The organism is Ectothiorhodospiraceae bacterium BW-2, assembly GCA_008375315.1.
GTDB lineage: Bacteria > Pseudomonadota > Gammaproteobacteria > Thiohalomonadales > Thiohalomonadaceae > BW-2.
Window position 1 is genome coordinate 4040899 of record CP032507.1, and the last position, 21029, is coordinate 4061927.

A 21029-nucleotide genomic window follows, 5' to 3' on the forward strand; every position below is an offset into this window, starting at 1 on the left:
TGAGGTAACACTCGGAGGAGGATTAGCCCAGCTCCTCAAACAGCCCCTGCGGCTCTTTGCCATCAGCATAGAAGCCGAACTGTTTCGCCAGTTGCAGTAGCTGACGCCGCCCCTTCACCCCTAATTTACCCAAAATTCGGTAACGGTAGGTACTGATCGTTTTAGGGCTAATATCGAGAGTTTCAGCAATAACCGCATTCTTCTCACCCCGAATCATCAGATCCAATACCTCTTTCTCTCGACTTGAGATCTGATCAAAAGGAGAGCCCTCATACTCACGCAACATCCGCAACGCCAAAAGACGAGAGACCCCATCACTAATATAGCGCTCACCCCTATGCAGAGTCCGTATGGCGCTCTCCAACTCGCCCATATCACACCCTTTGTGGACATACCCAGCTGCCCCCACCTTGAACACATGCATCGGCCCGTCGTAACTCACCGAGGTGATCAGCAACAGCGGAATATCTGCATAGGTATTATGGAGCTTGTGAGCCGCATCAAGCCCATCCGCGGCCGGCGAACTTAAATCCAACACGATGACACTGAGCTTCGACTTTCTCTTACCCATCATTTCGAGCGCCTCTTTGCTATCAGCCGCATCGGCAACCATCTTCATGTCTCCCATGGACTCAAAGAGCTCTCCAGCGGCTCGACGAACCATCTCGTGCTCATCAATAAATAGAATATTAATCATATTGTCTCATTTCTCTCCGTCAATTGAGTTAGTCAGAGTTCGGCTCCTGTGAGCGGCTCTCTGATGGCATAGCTGAATGTACGCCAGAAGGGTTGGCGTAGCGGTCGTTTAACATCTGCACATAGCGATCTGTGTCGCTTATGATAGTGTCAAGTCTGCGCTTGACTCCTCTTCCCCAACCGCAAGGAATCTTTTGAAACACTGAGCGCCAGCTAGCACTACTGCGCATAAATACCCCCCGTAGCTGCTCCTTGTCATTATCGTTGTTGGCCTGCTGTGCTAGCCACTTCAATACCGGCTTACGCGCCCAGTTGCGCACCACATAGTGAAGATAGAGGATAATAAAGGCAAGTAACGCAACGCTCACCCCGCCCCACAGCGGTTGACTACTGAGCGAACTCACCCATGGAGCCAGAGCCATCTCCCCCTGTTGGGTATCGACTGTAGTATAGAATCCTAGCCCCAGCAGTAGTGCTAACAACAGACCATCGCCGATGAGGGTCAACTTACGCCAGCGCTGCAGCGCCTCTGACATCAACGGCAATAGCCGCTGCTCAAAATTGCGTGCTAACTTCTCTAAAGCCCCCACGATACGGTAGGCTCGCTCGATCTCGACCTGCTTAATGCGGGAGTGAATGTCGGCCAAATCGTGATCTCGCTTAGAGGAGAAGCGCTGCCGTAGCGCCTCATCCTCTATCGGCATCGCCGCCTTCTCATTATAGATAGTATAGAAACGCCCCGCAGTCAGCCCCTTCTGCGCCAGCGCCCGTTGCCAAGCGCCAAAGACCTCTTCAGGGTTATCCTCCCGCGCTGCGGTATCGATTTGGTTCAAAATAAAGAGAAATTTACTCGAATCGGCTCGATGTATCGTCCCCGAGACGAGATGGTTCAAAGTATCCTGCATCGCCCCTGGTTCAGGGTGGCGTGCATCGAAAAAGACCAAGACTAGATCGGATAGATCGATAATGTGCTCGGTCAGTTTCAGCGTCGCGGTACGCTGATCATCAGCATCGAATCCTGGCGAGTCGATTAGAATCTTGCCTCGTAATACCTCGCTCGGGCAGGTTTTTAGCTGAATATAGGAGTCTATCCGCTTCCCTTCGCCATCAGAGACCTTCTCTATCTCCTCACTAATTTGGTAGAAGGGGAAGCGCGGATCGGCATCGAGAGCCAGTCCGGGGAGCGTATGCACCTGCTGCTCTTTACTGTGGCACATGACGGTAAACTTGTCATCCACGGCTTGGTTACCCGACACCTGTAACTTCATACCGATATAGTCATTGATAAAGGTTGACTTACCAGCTGAGAATGTCCCTAGCACTGACACCAGCGGCCACCAAGGAATGAGAGTTGCAAACGACTGATCACGGCGCAACATCCCCATGCGGTAGGCGATTTTATCTAACTCACGAAAACTGTTGACCGCCTCAATCAAAATCGGGTTCTCATCCTCTAAATGGCGCTCTAATAGTTGTAAGCGCTGTATAATTATCGGTTCAGCTCCAAACATAACAAATCCCTCACATTAATTTGACTCTCCAACCGGCTCCACACTCAGAGCGGCTCCTCCTCTACGCTGTCAACGCCCTTTTCACCAAGGAAAAAAGCTCGACATCTGGCTAATCGGGCGACCAATATTATGGTTCATCGCCCCCATTTCGTGCCGAATGCTATTGGTACTGGCAACCATCCCGAGTGTATTGCTATTTAACTGCTCCATGGTCATTCGCATCGGCCCTAAATTCCGCATCTCGTCGGTAATCGTATCCATTCCTACCGAAATGTCACCAAGATTAGAGCTCATATAGCTCATTTCTGTCGCGATATTGTCCATGCTAGAGGTCATAATTGACATATCCATAGTAATCGAGTCCATATTATCGACCAAACTAGTCTCAATCGTTTTAGTTAACGAATTGACATTCCTCGCTAATGAGGCAACATCATGGGTTAGACTAAAGATGAGATAGAAACCGTAGCCTGCCAAGATAATAAAGGCAAATAGCGAAGGATAGACCATCAACTCCCAACGACGAGCGCTACTCTCGAATACCGTTGCGAGGCGTTCGATATGTTCATCGGTCGGATTCACCCGCCGCCGAGATAAACGAGGCTCCGCTCTCTCGCTAACCACCTCATCAGCCACCTGCTGCCGCTTATCACTACTACTCATGCCACTCACCTGCCCCTTTTAAAAAAATTTACGACAATTCAATCTCCCCCCCGATTGAAAAATACCCCTAAACTAGAGTTGTGGATAGAGGTGCCCCACTAACACCATAAACTCTTTAGCCGCTTTAGAGCCCGGCTGGAGCTCATAGACCGCGAGCCCCTCACTAAACGAGCGCCGATAGGCGGTTCGCTGAAATAGACGGCACGGCAGCACTCTCCCCCCCGGCAACATTTTTAGCGCCTCCTCGGCCTCATCCGACTCCCGAACATTGTGATGGGTATCGGCGCGATTCACAAACAGCAGCATCTCCGGCTTCTTACTCTGCTCAGCAACAACTTTATTGATAATGACCAAAAAGCGTTGCGTTGACCAGACATCGGCCTGACTCGGAGCGACCGGAATAACCACCCTATCGGCCACACTAAGCGCCGCTCTCATCGCCTCCATATCGGCGGTACCGACATCGACCACCACCTCACCCTCATCAGCTGCCTGCGTTAGCACGGCAGCAACCTCTTCGGGTACCGGTTCAACCTCTAGCTCCGGTTCAAAGCCCTCATCACTACGAACCTCTAGCACATCGCTCAAGGTCTTTTGTGGATCGAGATCAAAGAGCGACACCTCGCTCTGGTGCCGCGATAGCCACACCGCTAGATTAAAGGCGACGGTACTTTTACCCGATCCCCCCTTTAGATTGCCGACAACAGTTATCATCTTGCTACTCTACCTACCTTCTGGTTAATACTCTTCTCGGTACCCGCGATAGCCACTCTGCCGCCGCCGATAACGATCATCGTCATCGGGATAGGCGTAGAGATACAAGCTATCGAAACGATGACGGCGGTCATAGCGCCTCTCCTTCAGAGAGGTCGGCGGCTCATGGCTAAACAGATAGCGCTCACTCTGTTTCAGATAGTCACGACGATAGCCCGCATTGAACTCTGTCGCCCCACTCTCCGGCCAGCGGTACTCGCTAGCAGTCGGAGAGTTATCGTCCCCCCACTGCTCACTCAACCGCTGCCATGTCTGTTGGCGTTGGCGTTGGCGACTCTGTTGCCCCTCATCCCCCTCTAGCCACGGATTGTAGCGGCCTCGGTAGCCGGTTAGCGAGCGTTCGGTCGGTTCTGCTAGCTCAACTCGTCCCCAAGGACGCTCGGTCAGCTCCGAGGCGATCCCCAAAGCACCCCCCGAGAGCGCCCAAAGCAGTAACAGCGCTGCGGCTAACCGCACCATGTCGATATCGACCTCCTGCTCCCCCAGACTATAGCGGCTTATCGCCATTAGCGCACCGGTGGAGAGTCACGACGAGTCGCACTACAACTCGGTATCATCGACATCCGACTTCAGCCGAATACCGCGCCGACCCTCGCTGCCGCTACCGCCTCTTTTAGGCGAGACTCGCCTCTTCTTAGGGGCGACCGTGGTGACGGTAATCGAACCGGCCCCCTCCTTTTTGGCCACCGGGCGCTTGACAGAGGTAGGCTCAATAACCGCGCGGCTCTCCCCCTGAGGCTCTTTAGGCGAAGGCGTAGGAGCCTCTCCCTCCCTCGTCTCTGAGGCCGAGGGGGCGGCAGGGGGAGGAGGGGGCGGGGGGGGAGTCTTTCCAGAGCCATTGCCCCCCTTTTTGCGCGAGCTAAATAGACCGAAGATGGCAAATAGCAGATCGACAAAGAGCCGCCACAACTTCAGCAGCAGCGCCGAGAGCACCATGAGCACCATCTTAAACAGTCCGGTAACGATATCGATAATACCGATCCCGCCTCCCTTATCGTCGTCATCGGCAGAGCTACTCTTGATAGAGCAGACCGACTCACCCGGCTCACAAAAGACCGCCTTAGCGCTAATACAGCCTAGAGGAATGACAATCAGCGTCAGCAGGGTCGAGACTAGCACGCCGAATAGTAGCGATATCGCCATCCCCTGAAAGATGTAGTCAGAGAGGATAACGCTCGAACCGGCAACTAGCGCTAAGGCGGTGATAATAATCGGCCGAGTTCGAGTCTGACAGGCCAAAATAACCGCATCTTGAACGCTACTACCATTGCGTACCTCATGAATCGAAAAATCGACTAATAAAATCGAGTTACGCACAATAATCCCCGCTAGGGCAATAAAGCCTATCATTGAGGTCGCGGTAAACTCTGCCCCCATCAACCAGTGCCCCGGAATAATCCCAATCAGCGTCAGCGGGATCGGCGCCATAATAATTGCCGGAATGGTGAAATTACCAAACTCCCACACCACCAGAATGTAGATGAGAATCAGCGCCACCCCAAAGGCAGCTCCCATATCACGGAAGGTCTCGTAGGTCACCGTCCACTCACCGGCCCACTCAAAGCCTGAATGGCCATTATCGGGCGGCGGGCCGATGTAGTAGCTTTTAAGTTCGACGCCATCGGGTGTTATATACCCCTCGTTCGCTAACGCCTCTTCGACATCAAGCATGGCATAGATAGGGGCTGCTAGTCGCCCTACCGCCTCCCCGACCACATACTCAACCGGGCGCAGATCTTTATGGTAGATGGTCGCATCCTGCTCCATTTTGATAAACCTACCTAACTCAGCTAGCGGTACGATGCCCCCATTCGTAGAGGGAATAGGCAGATCGGAGAGTCGCGCGACCTGAGCCCGAACCGAGAGGGGAACTTGAAGAACGATACGGATCGGATCGAGGGTATTGCCCTGTTTAATATCGCCTAGCAAAAAGCCCCCCATCGCCATACTGAGATTGCGATTGATAGTATCGACCGAAATTCCCTGCCGGACAGCCTTTTCGGTATCGACCTCAAAGTGCCAAATGTCGTACGGCTCGGTCATATAGTTATCGACATCGGCTATCCCCTCAAGCCCATCAAAAATATCGGTGAGTTTAGCCGCAACAGCCCGACGGGTCGCCTCATCCGGGCCATACACCTCGGCCACTACCGCCTGCATCACCGGTGGGCCGGGGGGCATCTCCACCACAGTCACTCGGCCACCTATCTCTTTTGCCATCGGGGTAATAATCCCTCGCACCTCAAGGGCGATATCGTGGCTAGTGCGCTCTCGGTCACCCTTATCGGTTAGCTGTACATGAATCTCCCCCTGCCACGGATAGTGGCGCAGATAGTAGTGGCGCACCATGCCGTTAAAATCAAACGGCTGCGCGGTGCCGACATAGGACTGCAAGGCAACGATCTCAGGCGTAGTACGAAGCTGCTCAACCATATTAGCGATCAAATTGGCAGTCACCGGCAGCGCCGTCCCCTCCGGCATATCGATCACGATACTAAACTCCGGCTTATTATCGAGTGGCAACATCTTGACCGTCACCGCCGTGGTATAGAACATGGCACACACGGCAAAAAAGAGCACAATAATGGTTATTAGAGTCAGATAACCGATAAATTTATTCTCAATAATCGGTGTAAGAACGCGATGGAATAGAACACCGAGCCGTTCATTTGCTTTATGCTCCTTCTCCTCCATTCGTTGCAGTTGACTCATGGAGGGCTTAATTCGCATCGCAAACCAAGGGGTAAAGACAAAGGCGGCGAGCACCGACACCAGCATCGCGACCGAACCGAGCGCCGGAATCGGCTCCATATAAGGCCCCATCATACCGCTCACAAACCCCATAGGTAACAGTGCGGCAATCACGGTAAAGGTGGCTAAAATCGTCGGGTTACCAACTTCGCGCACCGCATCGATGGCCGTATCGGTATCCATCTCTCCCTTCTCTAGCCAGCGACGGTAGATATTCTCCACCACCACAATCGCATCATCGACCAAAATACCGATGGAGAAGATCAGGGCAAACAGACTCACCCTATCGATGGTGTAGCCCATAATCCAAGCGGCAAAAACGGTCATTAACAGCACCACCGGAATAACTAGCAGCACCACCATTGCAGGCCGAAAACCGAGAAACCACCAAATCAGTACCGCAACGGCACCGGTAGCGATAAAGAGCTTAAAGATAAGCTCGTTAACTTTTTGGTTAGCCGTAAAACCATAGTTACGGGTAATATCGATCTCGATATTGTCGGGAATTAAGCGCCCCTTCAGCGCCTCTAACTTACCGATCACCGCATTGGCGACAGTGACGCCATTAGAGCCCTCTTTTTTAGCGATAGCCACCGTCACCGCCGGTGCGCCATCGGCGACCCGACTCTCATCGGGGTAGGCCGGACCGGTATAGAACTGCACAATTTCACTGGTCTCTTCCAGCACTTTTTCGACATTAGCCACATCGCGGATATAGATTGGCACCCCATTTTGGGTGGTTAGTACCAGTCTGGCGATCTCCTCGGCACTGCGTAGAAAGGCACCGGTATTGACAGTAAAGAACTGGCTGCCACTCTCCACACTGCCGGCTCGCTGCTCACTATTGGCGCTACGAATCGTCTGCGCCACCTGATCTAAGCTAATACCGAAGCCGGAGAGCCGCTCCGGCATCACCTCAATTCGCACCTGTTCACTACGACCACCGACAATAAAGCCCTGCCCCGTATCGGGGATCTGCTTCACACTCTGTAGCAGCTCCAGCGCTAGCGTATGCAAAATACCGTCATCCACACTGTGTGACCACAAGGTGAAGGTGACCACCGGAACATCGTCAATCCCTTTCGGCTTAACCAGCGGCATCTGTACCCCTGGCGGCATTTTGTCTAAGTTAGATTGCAGCTTATCGTGCACCTTAACAATGGAGGGGCCTAAATCTTCGCCCACATCAAACTGCACCGTCACCATCCCCTCACCACGCATAGCCGCTGAATAGACATGCTTTACTCGCGGAATTTCGCTCATTATCCGCTCTAGCGGATCGATCGCTTTATTAGAGACCTCGTTAGCGGAGGCCCCCGGGTAGGCAACAAAGATATCGATCATCGGCACCGATATCTGTGGATCCTCCTGTCGTGGCGTAAAGACCAGCCCCAACAACCCCATTGCCAACATGGCAAAAAAGAGGAGTGGCGATAACGGCGAGTGGATAAAACTCTTAGCTAGCTTACCCGCTAACCCGAGGTCAGGTTGAGGTTCGTTGCTCTGATTCTGATTCTGTTGGTGATTAGACATATCTGCTCAGCTGCACTGTACGGTTAGAAAACGACAAAATCTGCTCTTAAAGGCGATGATAGCTAAGAGCAGATCGGGAAATGGTTCAGGAGTTCTAGTAGCCGGAACGGCTGCCGATACCCGGCACCGGGTTGTTCAGCACCTGCTCGCCGGGGCGAAGGCCGGAGAGGATGATGATCCGCTCCCCCTCAACCTGTTGCCCCTTGCGTACCACCCGCATCTCCTTCTCACCACGCTGATTAATCACATAGACCAGTGGCAGGCTCCCTCGTTCCACCAGCGCTGAGACGGGGATGATCGGTAGGTTCTGCACCGGCGTATTGACATCACTCACCCTCACCTCAGCATACATTCCAGGCGCAGCTGGCGCATTGAGCGGTAGGTCGAGCTTGACGGTGACTGTATGCCGAATCGGATCGGCCATCGGAAAGATTTGCGATACCTTCGCCTTGACTTGAGTATCACGAACATCGAGTTTGGCTTGAAGAATATCGTCCTGACGCACTCCGGGCATCAGACGGGCCGGTACATTAATCTCAATTCGCAGGGTCTCGGTATCGGCAAACTTCAGCAGCGGCATACCGGGCTGAACCGTATCCCCTACCTCCACTAATTTATCGACGATGACCCCATCAAACGGCGCTCTACCGACCGCATCCCGCAGTTTAGAGTCGATCTGTTCGAGCTGCGAGCGGGCCTGATCGTACGCGCTACGAGCCTGCTCCATCGCGGTGGTACGGTTATAGATATCGGCATGGCGCTCCATCCCCGGATTGTTAATACCCATCATATCGGAAAAGTTGCGGGTAAAGACCTGATCAAACATCCCCGGCATCCCCATCCCCGACATGGTATTACGGCTCTGCGGCGAGACCAGTTCGCGGTTGAGCTGGGTACCGGCATTACGCCAAGCCGCCTCGGCACTCTGCATGGCGGCAATGGCAGCGCGTCGCTGGGCTAATAGCTCATCGTCGTCCAGCGCCACCAAAATCGTATCGGCGCTAAAACTGTCGCCCTCACTCCCTGCAAGGTACTCAATCCGCCCCGGAAGCTGAGCCGAGATCAACACCTCTCTCGCCGGAACTACCGTCCCCCCCAGCACGACCTGGTTTTGGTATTGAATCGTCTCAACCGTTACGATATCCCCCCGCTGTTCGACAGCCTGTGCTGTCGCAGTCACCAGCAGAGCACACATCAACACGACCAGCATCACCGTTCTATCTAACATCGTCATTTGCCTATTTGCTATCTGTTAAAATCAATTATTCTATTTTGCCACAGTTAATTCAGAAAAAGTATCAACTGAGTAACTGCAACAACTCCTCCAACTCATTGCGCAACTTTGCAATAATCTGTCTTGTCTGCTCGCTATCGTGATGGCCATCCCCGACACTTAGCTGCTGCCTCGCCCCTCCGATGGTAAATCCATGCTCATAGAGCAGCGAACGAATCTTACGAATAGTCACCACATCTTGGCGCTGATAGTAGCGCCGATTACCGCGTCGCTTAACTGGGCTAAGTTGTTCGAACTCCTGCTCCCAGTAGCGTAGCACATGGGGCTTGACATCGCACAGCTCACTCACCTCCCCTATCGTGAAGTAGCGTTTGCCCGGAATTGGCGGCAGTTCAGCATTGTTACTCGCTTCCAGCATACTGCTCTACCCGCTGTTTTAGTTTCTGTCCCGCACGAAAAGTGACCACCCTTCTTGCGCTAATAGGGATATCCTCCCCAGTTTTAGGGTTCCTTCCCGGCCGTTCGCCCTTATTGCGCAGCTCAAAGTTACCAAAACCGGAGAGTTTAATCTCCTCTCCCCGCTCTAACGCTAGACGCAACTCTTCAAAAAAGAGCTCCACAAAATCCTTTGCTTCGCGCTTATTGAGTCCAACGCCATCGTGCAAACTCTCTGCGATACCTATTTTGGTTAGTGCCATCTGTATATATCCCTAATCCCGAATGGTTGCACCCAATACCCGTCGAAGGTGGGCGACAATGCGCTCAACCACAGCCTCAACTTCATCATCAGTAAGGGTTTTTGATTCTGCCTGTAGTGTCAGTCGAATTGCAAGGCTTTTTCTGCCCTCACCGACATTTTCCCCTTGATAGAGATCGAACAGAGTCACGCCGCTCACCTCGGCGACAGCCACCTGATTGACCGCCTCCAAAAGCTCTGTCGCCAAGACATCATCGGCCACAATAAAGGCCAAATCGCGCTTAACGGCAGGAAAACGGGAGAGTTCGCTAAATCGAGGCAGCTCGCCCTGCAGTAGCGGCTGTAGCTGTAGTTCAAATAGATAGATCTGCTTTGGCAACCCCAATGTTTGGCTAACCGCTGGATGGAGCATCCCCAGATAGCCCACGCCCTCCCCTTGACGCGACAAAATAGCCGCCGACTGGCCGGGATGGAGGGCAGGATGGGGTTGAGGTGAGAAGAGGAACGCCTCTCGGCGACCGGTCAAGGCTAACAGCTGCTCCACATCGCCTTTGAGATCAAAAAAATCGACCCGTCGGCTACTCTCCCCCCACTGCTCCGGCACCACACTGCCGGTCACGACACCAGCAAGCATCTGCTGCTGCTGTAACTCACCGTCACTGTGGTGTAGAAAACGCAGTCCGGTCTCGAACAGTCGCACCCGCTCCTGCTGGCGGTTAAGGTTATACTGCAATGCGCCTAGCAGGCCGCTCCATAAGCTAGTCCGCATTACCGACATCTCGGCAGAGATCGGATTTTGCAGCGTCATGACTCGCTGTCCGCCATTGAGTAGCTGCTCTAGCTGTGGCGCGACAAAGCTGTAGCTCACCGCTTCAAAGTAGCCTCGGTCAACTAACAGATCGCAAAACCGCTCCTTCTCAAGCCGCAGCTCCGATAGGACGGGTAACTCTTTTGGTAGCGGCAGCGTTGCCGTAGGGAGCCGATCGTAGCCGATAATTCGCCCGACCTCCTCAATTAGATCGATCTCTTGGGTAATATCGAACCGAAACGGAGGCACTCGCACCCGAAGGCTCTCCCCTTCAAGACGGGGCTGTAGTTCAAGTCGGCGCAAAATCGTCTCAACCTGCGCTGCGGGCAGCGACACCCCTAAAATCGCCTCTAAGCGAGACAGTCGTAGCACCACCTCTGGGCTCTTAGGCAGGTGCTCTTCTAGGATAACTTGCTCAATCGGGCCGGCCTGACCGCCACAGATATCGAGCAGCAGTGCTGTCGCTCGCTCTAGCGCTCGTCGCTGCAAGGTGGGATCGACGCCGCGCTCAAAACGGTGGGAGGAGTCGGTATGGAGACCGTAGCGCCGTGCTCTACCGGCGATAATCTCTGGGGTGAAGAAGGCGCTCTCTAACAGAATATCGCCTGTCTGTGCCTCAACCGCACTCTCGCTCCCCCCCATAATGCCCGCTAAGGCCAACGCCCGCTCGCTATCGGCAATGACTAGAGTGTCGTGGTGCAGCTCGACGGTGGTCTCGTTTAGCAGCGACAAGGTCTCCCCTTCATCCGCTAGGCGAACCACAATTGAGCCCTGTAACGCGGCTAGATTGAAGGCGTGCATCGGCTGCCCTAGCTCTAGCATCACATAGTTAGTCACATCGACTAGCGGCCCTAGCGAGCGCATACCGCTGCGCCGCAGCCGCTCGACCATCCAGAGGGGGGTCGATACGGTTCGATCCAGTCCGCGCACAATACGGCACGCATAGACAGGACAAGCAGCCGGCGCTCTAATATCGACCGCAAACCGCTCATCCAGCTCAACCTCAACCGGCGTCAACGGGGGCGGGGTTAAGGCGATATCGTTCAGGACCCCCACCTCACGCGCAATCCCCAACAGGCTCAGGCAGTCGCCCCGATTAGGCGTCAAGCCTAACTCAAGCGTCATATCCTCTAGCTCCAGCGCCTGACGCACCTCCTGACCTACCGCTAACTCAGCGGCAAGAGGCATCAGCCCCCCCCTCTCATCACTTAAACCGAGTTCAGAGGCGGAGCAGAGCATCCCCATAGAGACCACACCGCGCAGCTTACTCTTTTTGATTTTAATCTCACCCGGTAAAACAGCGCCGATGAGCGCGGCCGGAACCTTCATTCCGACCGCGACATTAGGGGCACCACAGACAATGGTCAGTAGCGAGTCGCCACCGACATCGACCTGACAGACCCGCAGTTTATCGGCATCAGGATGGGGCTCAACCGCCTTTACTTCAGCGACCACGACATGACTGAAGGGCGGAGCCACCGCCTCAATGGCATCCACCTCCAGACCGGCCATCGTGAGTTGGTGAGCCAACTCTTCGATTGAGAGAGCCGGATCGACCCAACGACGCAACCACTGTGCACTAAACTTCATCCATTAGCCCTGTATTAATATTGAAATTGACGCAAAAAGCGCAGATCGTTATCAAAGAAGAGGCGCAAATCGTTCACGCCGTAGCGCAACATCGCCAGCCGCTCCACCCCCATGCCGAAGGCAAAACCGCAGTAACGCTCCGAGTCGATATCGACCTGTTCAAACACCCGTGGGTGAACCATGCCACACCCTAACACCTCTAGCCAACCGGTATGGCTACAGACCCGACACCCCTCCCCTCCGCACATCACACACTGAATATCGGCCTCCGCTGAGGGCTCAGTAAAGGGGAAGTAGGAGGGGCGAAACCGTACAGCTAGCTCCTGTTCAAAGAAGCGCCGCAGAAAATCATCCAGCACCCCCTTCAGTTCGGCAAAGCTGACCCTCTCTTCGACATAGAGCCCCTCGACTTGGTGAAACATCGGCGTGTGGGTCAGATCGGAGTCGCAGCGATAGACCCGACCGGGGGCGATAATGCGCAGCGGAGGGGACTGCTGCTGCATCACCCGTACCTGCACGGGTGAGGTATGGGTTCTGAGTAGGCGTTTAGCATCAAAATAGAAGGTATCGTGCATCGCCCGCGCCGGATGGGTTGCGGGGATATTGAGCGCCTCAAAATTGTGAAAATCGTCCTCAATCTCTGGCCCCTCCGCCACCGAGAAGCCGAGCTGGGCAAATAGCGCCTCAATTCGGCGCAGGGTACGCGTTACCGGATGGAGCCCACCTCGTAGCTGCCCTCGGCCCGGCAGGGTGACATCGATCGCCTCAGCCGCGAGCTGCTGCTGTAGCTGCACCCGCTCTAACTCACTCTTACGCGCAGTCAATGCCTGCTGTAGCTGCTGTTTAGCAAGGTTAATCCGCTGTCCGGCGGCAGGTCGTTCCTCCGACGAGAGCTCACCTAAGGTACGCATCTGTAGGGTCAGGATCCCCTTTTTCCCCAAATAGTGGACCCGCAACTCCTCTAGCTTCAACAGGGAATCGGCCGCAGCGATCGCCTCAACTGCCGCTGCGGTTATACTCTCCAGACTCTCCACAACACTCTCCTGTGAATTCGGCCCGTAAAGGTAAAACAAAAAGGGAGGCCAAAAAGCCTCCCTAATCTCCATGAGAACTAACGAATCGACCGTTCTCTCTATTTAGAGTCAGACAGCTAGTGCGTCTTTGGCCTGCTGGGCTAGAGCGGCAAACGCACCCTTGTCGGTCACAGCAATGTCGGCCAATACTTTTCTATCTAACTCCACTCCCGCCTTCTTCAGACCGTCAATAAAGCGGCTGTAGGAGAGCTCACATTCGCGAGCGGCGGCATTAATTCGCGCAATCCAGAGAGCACGAAACTGCCGCTTACGCTGACGGCGATCGCGATAGGCGTACTGCCCGGCCTTAATGACCGCCTGCTTAGCGACACGATAGACATTTTTACGCCGCCCTTTATACCCTTTAGCCTGTTCAATTACCTTTTTGTGCCGCGCACGGGCAGTTACGCCCCGTTTCACTCGTGCCATATTTAACCTCCTTGCAACTATTGATAGGGCAGCATACGCTTGACCATTGAGACATCGACCGCAGCTACCTGACTCGGCGAACGAAGCTGACGCTTACGCTTGGTACTCTTTTTGGTCAAAATATGGCGACGAAACGACTGATTTCGCTTAAACCCGCCAGCTGAGGTGCGCTTAAATCGCTTCGCGGCACCTCGATTGGTTTTCATTTTTGGCATATCTAACTCCGCATTCATTTAGATAATAATATAAAAAACCGCACTTTAGACCGGACACCTCGTGGTAACACGGGTGGACGGTAGTGTGGCTACTTGCGTTTGACGGGGGCAATCTGCATCACCATCTGTCGGCCTTCCATTTTGGGGAACTGATCTACCTTGCCATACTCTTTCAGATCCTCTTCGACCCGTTTGAGCAAGTCCCTGCCTAACTCCTGGTGAGCCATCTCACGCCCGCGAAAGCGGAGCGTGACCTTTACCCTGTCCCCATCTTCAAGAAAGCGAATCAGGTTGCGTAGTTTGACCTGATAATCGCCCTCTTCAGTTCCGGGACGGAACTTAATCTCTTTGACATGAATCTGTTTTTGCTTCTTTTTGGCCGCCTGCTGCTTCTTGCGCTGCTCAAACTGGTATTTACCATAATCCATCACCCGACAGACGGGGGGGGTAGCATTAGCTGCTAGCTCTACCAGATCGAGTCCCGACTCCTCGGCAATACGCAGCGCCTCCTCCAGTGGTACGACGCCGACCTGAGTCTGATCTGCATCAATTAAACGAACCTCTTTAGCCTGAATATCTTCATTGATACGGGCCTGTTTCTCTTTCGCAGCGATGGGCTTACTCCTTACAAAAAACGATAGAATAATAAATCACAATGATACTGCCTGCCGTGCCTCGATTTCAGCCAACAAGCGCCGACCTAGCTCGTCCACAGTTAACGAACCAACATCGTCACCCGTGCGGGTACGAAGCGCGACCATACCCTCCTCGACCTCACGATCACCGATAATGGCCAGATAGGGAGTTCGTTGCAGTGTGTGCTCGCGGATTTTAAAGCCGATCTTCTCATTTCTCAAGTCCGTTTTCACTCTAATCCCCTGCTGCTGCAAGCTTTTAGCCGTTTCGAGCGCAAAAGGGTGCTGTCTATCGGTAATGGTTAGCAGAACCAACTGCTCCGGTGCCAGCCAAAGAGGCATCGCTCCGGCGTGGTGTTCGATTAAAATGCCGATAAACCGCTCCAGCGAGCCTAAAATCGCCCGATGCAACATCACCGGCGTCTGCCGACTCCCATCTTCGGCCACATAGTCGGCTCCAAGCCGACCCGGCATCGAAAAATCGACCTGAATCGTACCACACTGCCACACTCTTTCTAAACAGTCTCGGAGCGAAAACTCGATCTTCGGCCCGTAGAAGGCCCCCTCTCCTGGCTGTAGCTCCCAAGCTAACCCTTTGCTATCGAGCGCCTGCTGCAACGCCTGCTCTGCCTTATCCCACACCTCATCTGAGCCGACCCGCTGCTCAGGACGGGTTGAGAGTTTAATGATCACCTCAGTAAAACCAAAATCGGCATAGACCCGATAGAGCAGATCGATAAATTGAACCACCTCCGTCTGAATCTGCGCTTCACTACAGAAGATGTGGGCATCATCTTGAACAAAGTTGCGCACCCGCATGAGGCCATGTAGCGTCCCCGACGGCTCATTACGGTGACACGATCCAAACTCTGCCATTCGAAGCGGTAACTCGCGATAGCTCTTAATGCCTTGGTTATAGATCTGGATATGGCACGGGCAGTTCATCGGCTTAACCGCATAGTCACGATTTTCTGAGTGGGTGGTAAACATCATCTGGCTAAACTTATCCCAGTGGCCAGAGCGCTCCCACAGAGATCGATCCACCACCTGCGGGGTACGCACCTCTTGGTAGTCGTGCTGACGCAGTACCTGACGGATATACTGCTCGATCTGTTGGTAGATAATCCACCCCTTATCGTGCCAGAAGACCATCCCCGGCGCCTCCTCTTGGGTATGGAACAGATCGAGCTGCTTACCTAATCGGCGGTGATCGCGCTTTTCCGCCTCCTCCAGCCGTTGCAGATAGGCTTTGAGCTCCTTTTTATTGGCAAAGGCGGTGCCATAGATCCGCTGCAGCATCGGGTTATTCGAGTCGCCGCGCCAGTAGGCCCCAGCCAGCTTCATCAGCTTAAACGCCTTCAGCTTACCGGTCGAGGGTACATGGGGGCCACGACAGAGATCGATAAACTCCCCCTGACGATAGAGCGATAGCGGCTCATTAGCGGGGATAGAGGCGATAATGTCGGCCTTATAGGCCTCCCCCATCCGCTGAAAAAATTCGACCGCCTCATTCCGCGCCATCACCGAGCGCTCTAGCGGTATATTTTGGGCCGCTAAGTCAGCCATCTTCTGCTCGATTTTGGTTAAATCCTCCGGGGTAAAGCCCGGCTCATAGGCGAAGTCGTAGTAAAAACCGTTCTCAATGACCGGGCCGATTGTCACCTGAGCCTCAGGGTAGAGCTGCTTTACCGCCTGAGCTAGCAGATGGGCGCTAGAGTGGCGGATCACCTCCAACCCCTCCTCATCGCTAGCGGTAATGAGCTCTAAACGGGCATCGTGCTCAATGATCGCGGAGGTATCGACCAGCCTGCCATTCAGCCGCCCCGCTAAGGTCGCCTTCGCTAAGCCGGCCCCAATATGAGTCGCCACCTCAGCCACGCTCACAGGGTGGGAAAATTCGCGTTCAGAGCCATCAGGCAGAGTAATGACCGGCATAAAAGGCTGACCTCAATCTTAAGTTACAGTTCGAGCACACAAAAAAGGGGTCGCATCATACCCAAATTGGCGCTTTAGCGAAAGCTAAAGATCGTTTTCAACCCAAACATAGCCCTCTTCCCCCCTATCGATAGCGTCTTGAGCGGGCAAACAGCTCCGCTCGTAGTATGGCAATCGACGACTCAATCTGCTCCTCATCGGCGGTAGCAATGTCGGGAAAAAAGTTGACCTCAATAAACTCATCGGTACGATTATCCCTCTCATCATAGTGGACGACCCACCAGATAGCAGGGATTTCACAGGCGATAATGCGCACCTTCTGTTCTAGATCCGCCTCGATTCTCACCGGCGCATCTGTCCCTAGCGCCTGCCTTAATTTAGCCCGTGCAGCGGCGCTAAGCGAGAGCTCGCTCAGAGTAAGATAGCTACTCTCCCCCCGCTCTAACAGCTGCTGCAACATCTGCTCAAGCTCTGCTAACAGGGCGTTCACCTGCTCCTCTATCGACCGTAATACAGCGCTCGTAGTGATTAGGAGCCACCCCGCCCACTGCGCTGCTCTCTGTAGCGCTGATACCAGCGCAACAGAGCACTTGCCGGGGCATACTTCCCGGTTAGAACATGGTAGAGGAGGTAGCCGTCACACAGCAGCCACTGCTGCCGATATCGAAACCCTAAACGGCTAAAAAAGAGGATCTTATCTCGATAGGCCACCTCATATTCACCCTCAGGGACAAAGATCCGCTCGCCACCGCGAGTCTGCACCATGAGAGCGACAATCGGCAGCCTCTTCTCCCGATCGTGGGGATCGCGCAGGAGCTGATGTAAGGCAATCGTCCGCCCCTGCTCAAGGTGCTCGACTACCGCCGGAGCGTGGTGTTCGTCAATTAACACGCTCCAGTTTTCGGTCAGTTGATAGAGCTCCACATTCTTCTGCCCCTCCCGACTCTCCTCGATCAGACTCCACGGCTCCCGCTCTATTTCGTGCCTATCCTCTACGCTCAACAGCTCCATCACTGCGCTTAAGCGGCTTAACAGCAGATTGATCTGCTCTCGCGAGCGCTGCTGAAACTGACGCAAAAAGATATCCATCGGTGGATTAATGAGGTGGGTAAAGATATCGCGAGCAATAATTTCGCTCCGCTGCATCATCAGTTCAGGATTGACTTTGTTAAATATCGGTAGGTTATCGTGCCGATTCTGCCGTGCCACCATAAATAGAGTTCGATTTAACTCTTGGGCGGTCATAATAATCGACAGATTATTGGTATCATCATCGGTACCGGCAATCACCCCTACCGCACTCTCGACTCCCGCCTGCTGCAAGGTATCGGCCTCCGTCCCTCGTCCGGCGATAGCGAACGACTCACACCGAGTTCGGATCGGATCGGCCTCGACAACCGTCACCTCAATCCCCTCTTTGAGTAGCTGGCGCTGTATCGCCTTACCAAAACGGCCATAACCACACAATATCCAGCGCCCCCGCGGCGGTTTATGGGGACGAACCATGGCGCAGTGGCCTAGTTCGGTCAGCCACTCATAGAGCATATGCCCCTCGGGCGAGTGGATCGCTAGCGCAAACCGTTCGGCAAAGCGCTCAAACGGATTTAAAATATAGTCGGTATGAAATGAGGCCATATTCTTCTGCGCATCTTCGCTCTCGGCGCGACAGATCACCTTCAGATTCGGGCGCACTAGCTTGACTGTAATCGCAATTTTCAGATTAACGCTATCCTCGTCGGTAATCGCCACCACACCACTACAGAGCGAATTGTGCAGCCCTGCCCACTCCAGCGCTTTAATTCGTCGCGCATCGGCTAACAGCCCCGGAGTATAGGAGCCGTAGGGCATCAGTTCGAGTGAGCTGATGGTGGCGATATTTTTGTCGACCACGACCGCCTGTATCCCCCGCTGGTCGAGAAATTTAACCAGCAACTGGCCGGTATCACCAAAGCCACAGACGATGTAGAACGGCCGGTTAAGGCGCCGCACCGCCCGCTTAAAGCCGTTTTCGGCCACCGCCTCCCGAAATGAGTCATCTTGAATCAGATTGAGAATTTTACCGATAGCATAGAGCCAAGTAATGACCGACGCATAGAGACAGAGCAGCACCCACAATCGCTGATGCTGCGTAAAGGGATAGGGAATCTCCCCAAAGCCGATCGTGGTGCTGGTATAGCTGATAATATAGAACGCCTCAAAGAAGCTAATGTGATAGGGCTCCCCCCCATCGGTCTGCCCCGGAATCAGTACTAAACCGAGTATCGAGATAGCATAGACCACAATAAGCAGAATAATCGGCTTACGCAGCCGCCGCATGACCAGATAGATGGTCTTATCGTGATAGTCAACGCTAGTATGGAGGTGGCGAGACACAGTCGAGCTCTGTTAAAAACCTTAGCGACGAATCACGGCGCTCTCAATGACCAACAACACAACCGAAGTGATATTGGCCAGCAGCGCCCCCCCAGAGAGCGACACGATACTCGCCATTAGCATCGGCGTCATCGGATTATCCACACTCACAAATACCGCCCAGATAATCGCCGCCGTCACCAGTTGTAGATCGGCGACCAAGCTAGTGGCCAGTAACAGCGCCCCCATGTGAGTTCTATCACCAAATTTGAGCGAGGTGGCGATCAGACTCACCACAATCGCCGCCATCAGCTCATAGACATTGTGGTGATCGGGATTATCGATATCCCCCAAAAAGAAGCCGAAGTTAAGGGTTAACGCTAAAATGATAAAAAAACCGAAAAAGACCTTCTCTAAATTCATTGCTACCGCCTCACACGCTCTCTATCCCTACCGAGGGGCTATTGTAACGCGGCAGCAGCGGTGGCGGCTACATTTTTAGCCGCCTCATCGGGGCGATACTTGCAATCCAGCCCTTAGCACAGCACAATAAATAGCTGCTCTAGCCCGCTTTAGCTCCCCGAAGAGGAGCTGGTGCGGATTCCTGCCTAAACTTAGTAATTAGTAATTAGACATATCTATTCAAATGAGTAACTCACCCTACATTTTTAGCTGTGATAGCAGCGACTTTGAGCAACGAGTGCTGCACCACTCCCACACTACCCCGGTGTTGGTCGATTTTTGGGCCGACTGGTGCTCCCCCTGTCTAATGATCGCTCCAATGTTTGAGCGGGTGATCCCTGAGTATCAGGGGCGGGTGGTACTGGCCAAAATCGATGCTGACGACAATATGAAACTCTGTGGCCACTACCGACTGCGCGGCTTTCCGACGATACTGCTGTTTATTGACGGCGAAGAGGTGGGGCGTTTTAGTGGCGCAAAACCTGCACCGGAGATTCGCCACTTCATAGAGCAACACCTCCCCTCGACACCTAAAGAGCACCCTGCCGATGAGTGACTACAAAATTTTGATCGTTGATGATGAACCGCTCAACCTATCGATTATGGAGGAGTTACTGCACGATCGTTACCACATTAGCTGCTGCGAGAGCGGTTATGCCTGTTTAGAGCAGACCGCCACTTTTGAGCCCGATCTGATCTTAATGGATGTCAATATGCCCGGTATCACCGGATTAGAGACCTGTCAGCGCTTAAAACAGACCTTAGAGACCGCCAATACGCCAGTCATTTTTGTCTCCGCCCTCACCCTGCCAGAGGAGAAGATGGCCGGCTACCAAGCCGGTGGCGAGGACTATATCCCCAAGCCGTTTGATGAAGAGGAGCTGATTACCAAAATCGAACTGGCGCTGAATAACAAAAAGCGGCTCGATGAGTTTCAAAAGAGTAGCAGCGAAGCGATGCATACGGCGATGATAGCGATGACCAACGCCGGCGAGATCGGTACCGTACTGCAATTTTTTCGTGACAGCTTTACCATCCATAACTATCAGGCGCTCGCCGAGCGGCTAGTTGCGGCGATACGGGAGTATGGACTGAGCTGCGCGGTACAGATATCGCTGCCAGAGAAGCGCCGTTATCGCGCCACCTCCTCCGGCGCGATTAAACCGCTCATGTTTCAGGCGCTAGAGCTGCTACAAGATGGCGAACGGATCTTCGATTTTGACTACCGCACTGCCTTTAACTTTCACCATGTCTCATTTCTGATCCTCAATATGCCTACCCACGACATGGAATATTATGGTCGGCTCAAAGATCACCTCGCCCTGCTCGGCGAAGGGGTACAGGCGGCGGTCGAATCTCTACTCGTACAGGAGCACGAGCAGCAGCTAGGCCAGCAGCGCCAGCAGACCTCCGCCTCTCTGAGCGAGACACTGACACTCTTTGAGCAGCGCCAACGCGAGTCGCAATACGCCACCACTAACATTATGCATACGGTTCAAAATGAGGTTGAGTATATGTATAACCATCTGGAGCTGACCGAGGCGCAGGAGCGCTATCTAACCGCCGTCATCGACAGGGCGAGTCAGGAACTAGAGCAGCTACACGACGCGCAAACCAAGCTAGGAGACCATCTACAGACGATTATCCAGCGCCTCGATACTCAACCTTAAC

At 53.7% G+C, this 21029-nt stretch carries 20 protein-coding genes; 2 read left to right on the top strand and 18 right to left on the bottom strand.

Going from position 1 to position 21029, the window contains the following annotated elements; genetic code table 11:
- Positions 1 to 22 precede the first annotated feature (22 nt).
- The 18 genes from D5085_18595 to D5085_18680 all read right to left on the bottom strand — a co-directional run bounded on the left by D5085_18595 (position 23) and on the right by D5085_18680 (position 19319).
- The gene (locus D5085_18595; GenBank protein ID QEP44967.1) at positions 23 to 697 is read right to left on the bottom strand and encodes a DNA-binding response regulator; all 675 of its coding nucleotides are present in this window, start codon (positions 695 to 697) and stop codon (positions 23 to 25) included.
- A gap of 28 nt (positions 698 to 725) precedes the next feature.
- Positions 726 to 2207 carry a dynamin family protein gene (locus D5085_18600; protein ID QEP44968.1) on the bottom strand — a complete coding sequence of 494 codons (1482 nt, stop codon included), beginning with the start codon at positions 2205 to 2207 and terminating at the stop codon, positions 726 to 728.
- 81 nt (positions 2208 to 2288) lie between these two features.
- On the bottom strand, positions 2289 to 2870 hold the full coding sequence (locus tag D5085_18605; GenBank protein ID QEP44969.1) for a hypothetical protein: 582 nt from the start codon (positions 2868 to 2870) through the stop codon (positions 2289 to 2291).
- 72 nt (positions 2871 to 2942) lie between these two features.
- Positions 2943 to 3584: a ParA family protein gene (locus tag D5085_18610; GenBank protein ID QEP44970.1), complete on the bottom strand. Its 642-nt coding sequence runs from the start codon at positions 3582 to 3584 to the stop codon at positions 2943 to 2945.
- 24 nt (positions 3585 to 3608) lie between these two features.
- Positions 3609 to 4151 carry a hypothetical protein gene (locus D5085_18615; GenBank protein QEP44971.1) on the bottom strand — a complete coding sequence of 181 codons (543 nt, stop codon included), beginning with the start codon at positions 4149 to 4151 and terminating at the stop codon, positions 3609 to 3611.
- Between the two features lie 33 nt (positions 4152 to 4184).
- Entirely contained in the window at positions 4185 to 7928 is a 3744-nt protein-coding gene (locus tag D5085_18620) for an efflux RND transporter permease subunit (protein QEP44972.1), read from the bottom strand.
- A gap of 94 nt (positions 7929 to 8022) precedes the next feature.
- Positions 8023 to 9123: an efflux RND transporter periplasmic adaptor subunit gene (locus tag D5085_18625; GenBank protein ID QEP45232.1), complete on the bottom strand. Its 1101-nt coding sequence runs from the start codon at positions 9121 to 9123 to the stop codon at positions 8023 to 8025.
- 103 nt (positions 9124 to 9226) lie between these two features.
- Entirely contained in the window at positions 9227 to 9580 is a 354-nt protein-coding gene (locus D5085_18630) for a MerR family transcriptional regulator (protein QEP44973.1), read from the bottom strand.
- A complete protein-coding gene (locus D5085_18635; GenBank protein QEP44974.1) occupies positions 9564 to 9860 on the bottom strand; it encodes an integration host factor subunit alpha in 297 nt (98 codons plus the stop codon). The genes D5085_18630 and D5085_18635 overlap by 17 nt, the downstream gene beginning before the upstream one ends.
- A 12-nt stretch (positions 9861 to 9872) precedes the next feature.
- Positions 9873 to 12257, bottom strand: a complete 2385-nt coding sequence (locus tag D5085_18640) for a phenylalanine--tRNA ligase subunit beta (GenBank protein ID QEP44975.1) — start codon at positions 12255 to 12257, stop codon at positions 9873 to 9875.
- Between the two features lie 14 nt (positions 12258 to 12271).
- Entirely contained in the window at positions 12272 to 13291 is a 1020-nt protein-coding gene (locus D5085_18645; GenBank protein ID QEP44976.1) for a phenylalanine--tRNA ligase subunit alpha, read from the bottom strand.
- A gap of 108 nt (positions 13292 to 13399) precedes the next feature.
- Positions 13400 to 13759, bottom strand: coding sequence for a 50S ribosomal protein L20 (locus tag D5085_18650; protein ID QEP44977.1), 360 nt, complete (start codon positions 13757 to 13759; stop codon positions 13400 to 13402).
- Between the two features lie 17 nt (positions 13760 to 13776).
- Entirely contained in the window at positions 13777 to 13974 is a 198-nt protein-coding gene (locus tag D5085_18655) for a 50S ribosomal protein L35 (protein QEP45233.1), read from the bottom strand.
- Between the two features lie 89 nt (positions 13975 to 14063).
- Positions 14064 to 14588 carry a translation initiation factor IF-3 gene (locus D5085_18660; protein QEP44978.1) on the bottom strand — a complete coding sequence of 175 codons (525 nt, stop codon included), beginning with the start codon at positions 14586 to 14588 and terminating at the stop codon, positions 14064 to 14066.
- A 36-nt stretch (positions 14589 to 14624) separates the two neighbouring features.
- Complete coding sequence (gene thrS / locus D5085_18665; GenBank protein ID QEP44979.1) at positions 14625 to 16544, bottom strand: threonine--tRNA ligase; 1920 nt, start codon at positions 16542 to 16544, stop codon at positions 14625 to 14627.
- A gap of 124 nt (positions 16545 to 16668) precedes the next feature.
- Entirely contained in the window at positions 16669 to 17034 is a 366-nt protein-coding gene (locus tag D5085_18670) for a hydrogenase expression/formation protein (GenBank protein QEP44980.1), read from the bottom strand.
- A gap of 38 nt (positions 17035 to 17072) precedes the next feature.
- Positions 17073 to 18917, bottom strand: a complete 1845-nt coding sequence (locus tag D5085_18675) for a potassium transporter TrkA (protein QEP44981.1) — start codon at positions 18915 to 18917, stop codon at positions 17073 to 17075.
- 21 nt (positions 18918 to 18938) lie between these two features.
- Positions 18939 to 19319, bottom strand: coding sequence for a hypothetical protein (locus tag D5085_18680; protein QEP44982.1), 381 nt, complete (start codon positions 19317 to 19319; stop codon positions 18939 to 18941).
- A gap of 223 nt (positions 19320 to 19542) precedes the next feature.
- On the opposite strand from D5085_18680, the gene D5085_18685 reads away from it, so the two are divergent.
- Complete coding sequence (locus D5085_18685) at positions 19543 to 19914, top strand: thioredoxin (protein ID QEP44983.1); 372 nt, start codon at positions 19543 to 19545, stop codon at positions 19912 to 19914.
- Positions 19907 to 21028: a response regulator gene (locus D5085_18690; GenBank protein QEP44984.1), complete on the top strand. Its 1122-nt coding sequence runs from the start codon at positions 19907 to 19909 to the stop codon at positions 21026 to 21028. Before D5085_18685 ends, D5085_18690 begins: the two co-directional genes overlap by 8 nt.
- Position 21029 lies beyond the last annotated feature (1 nt).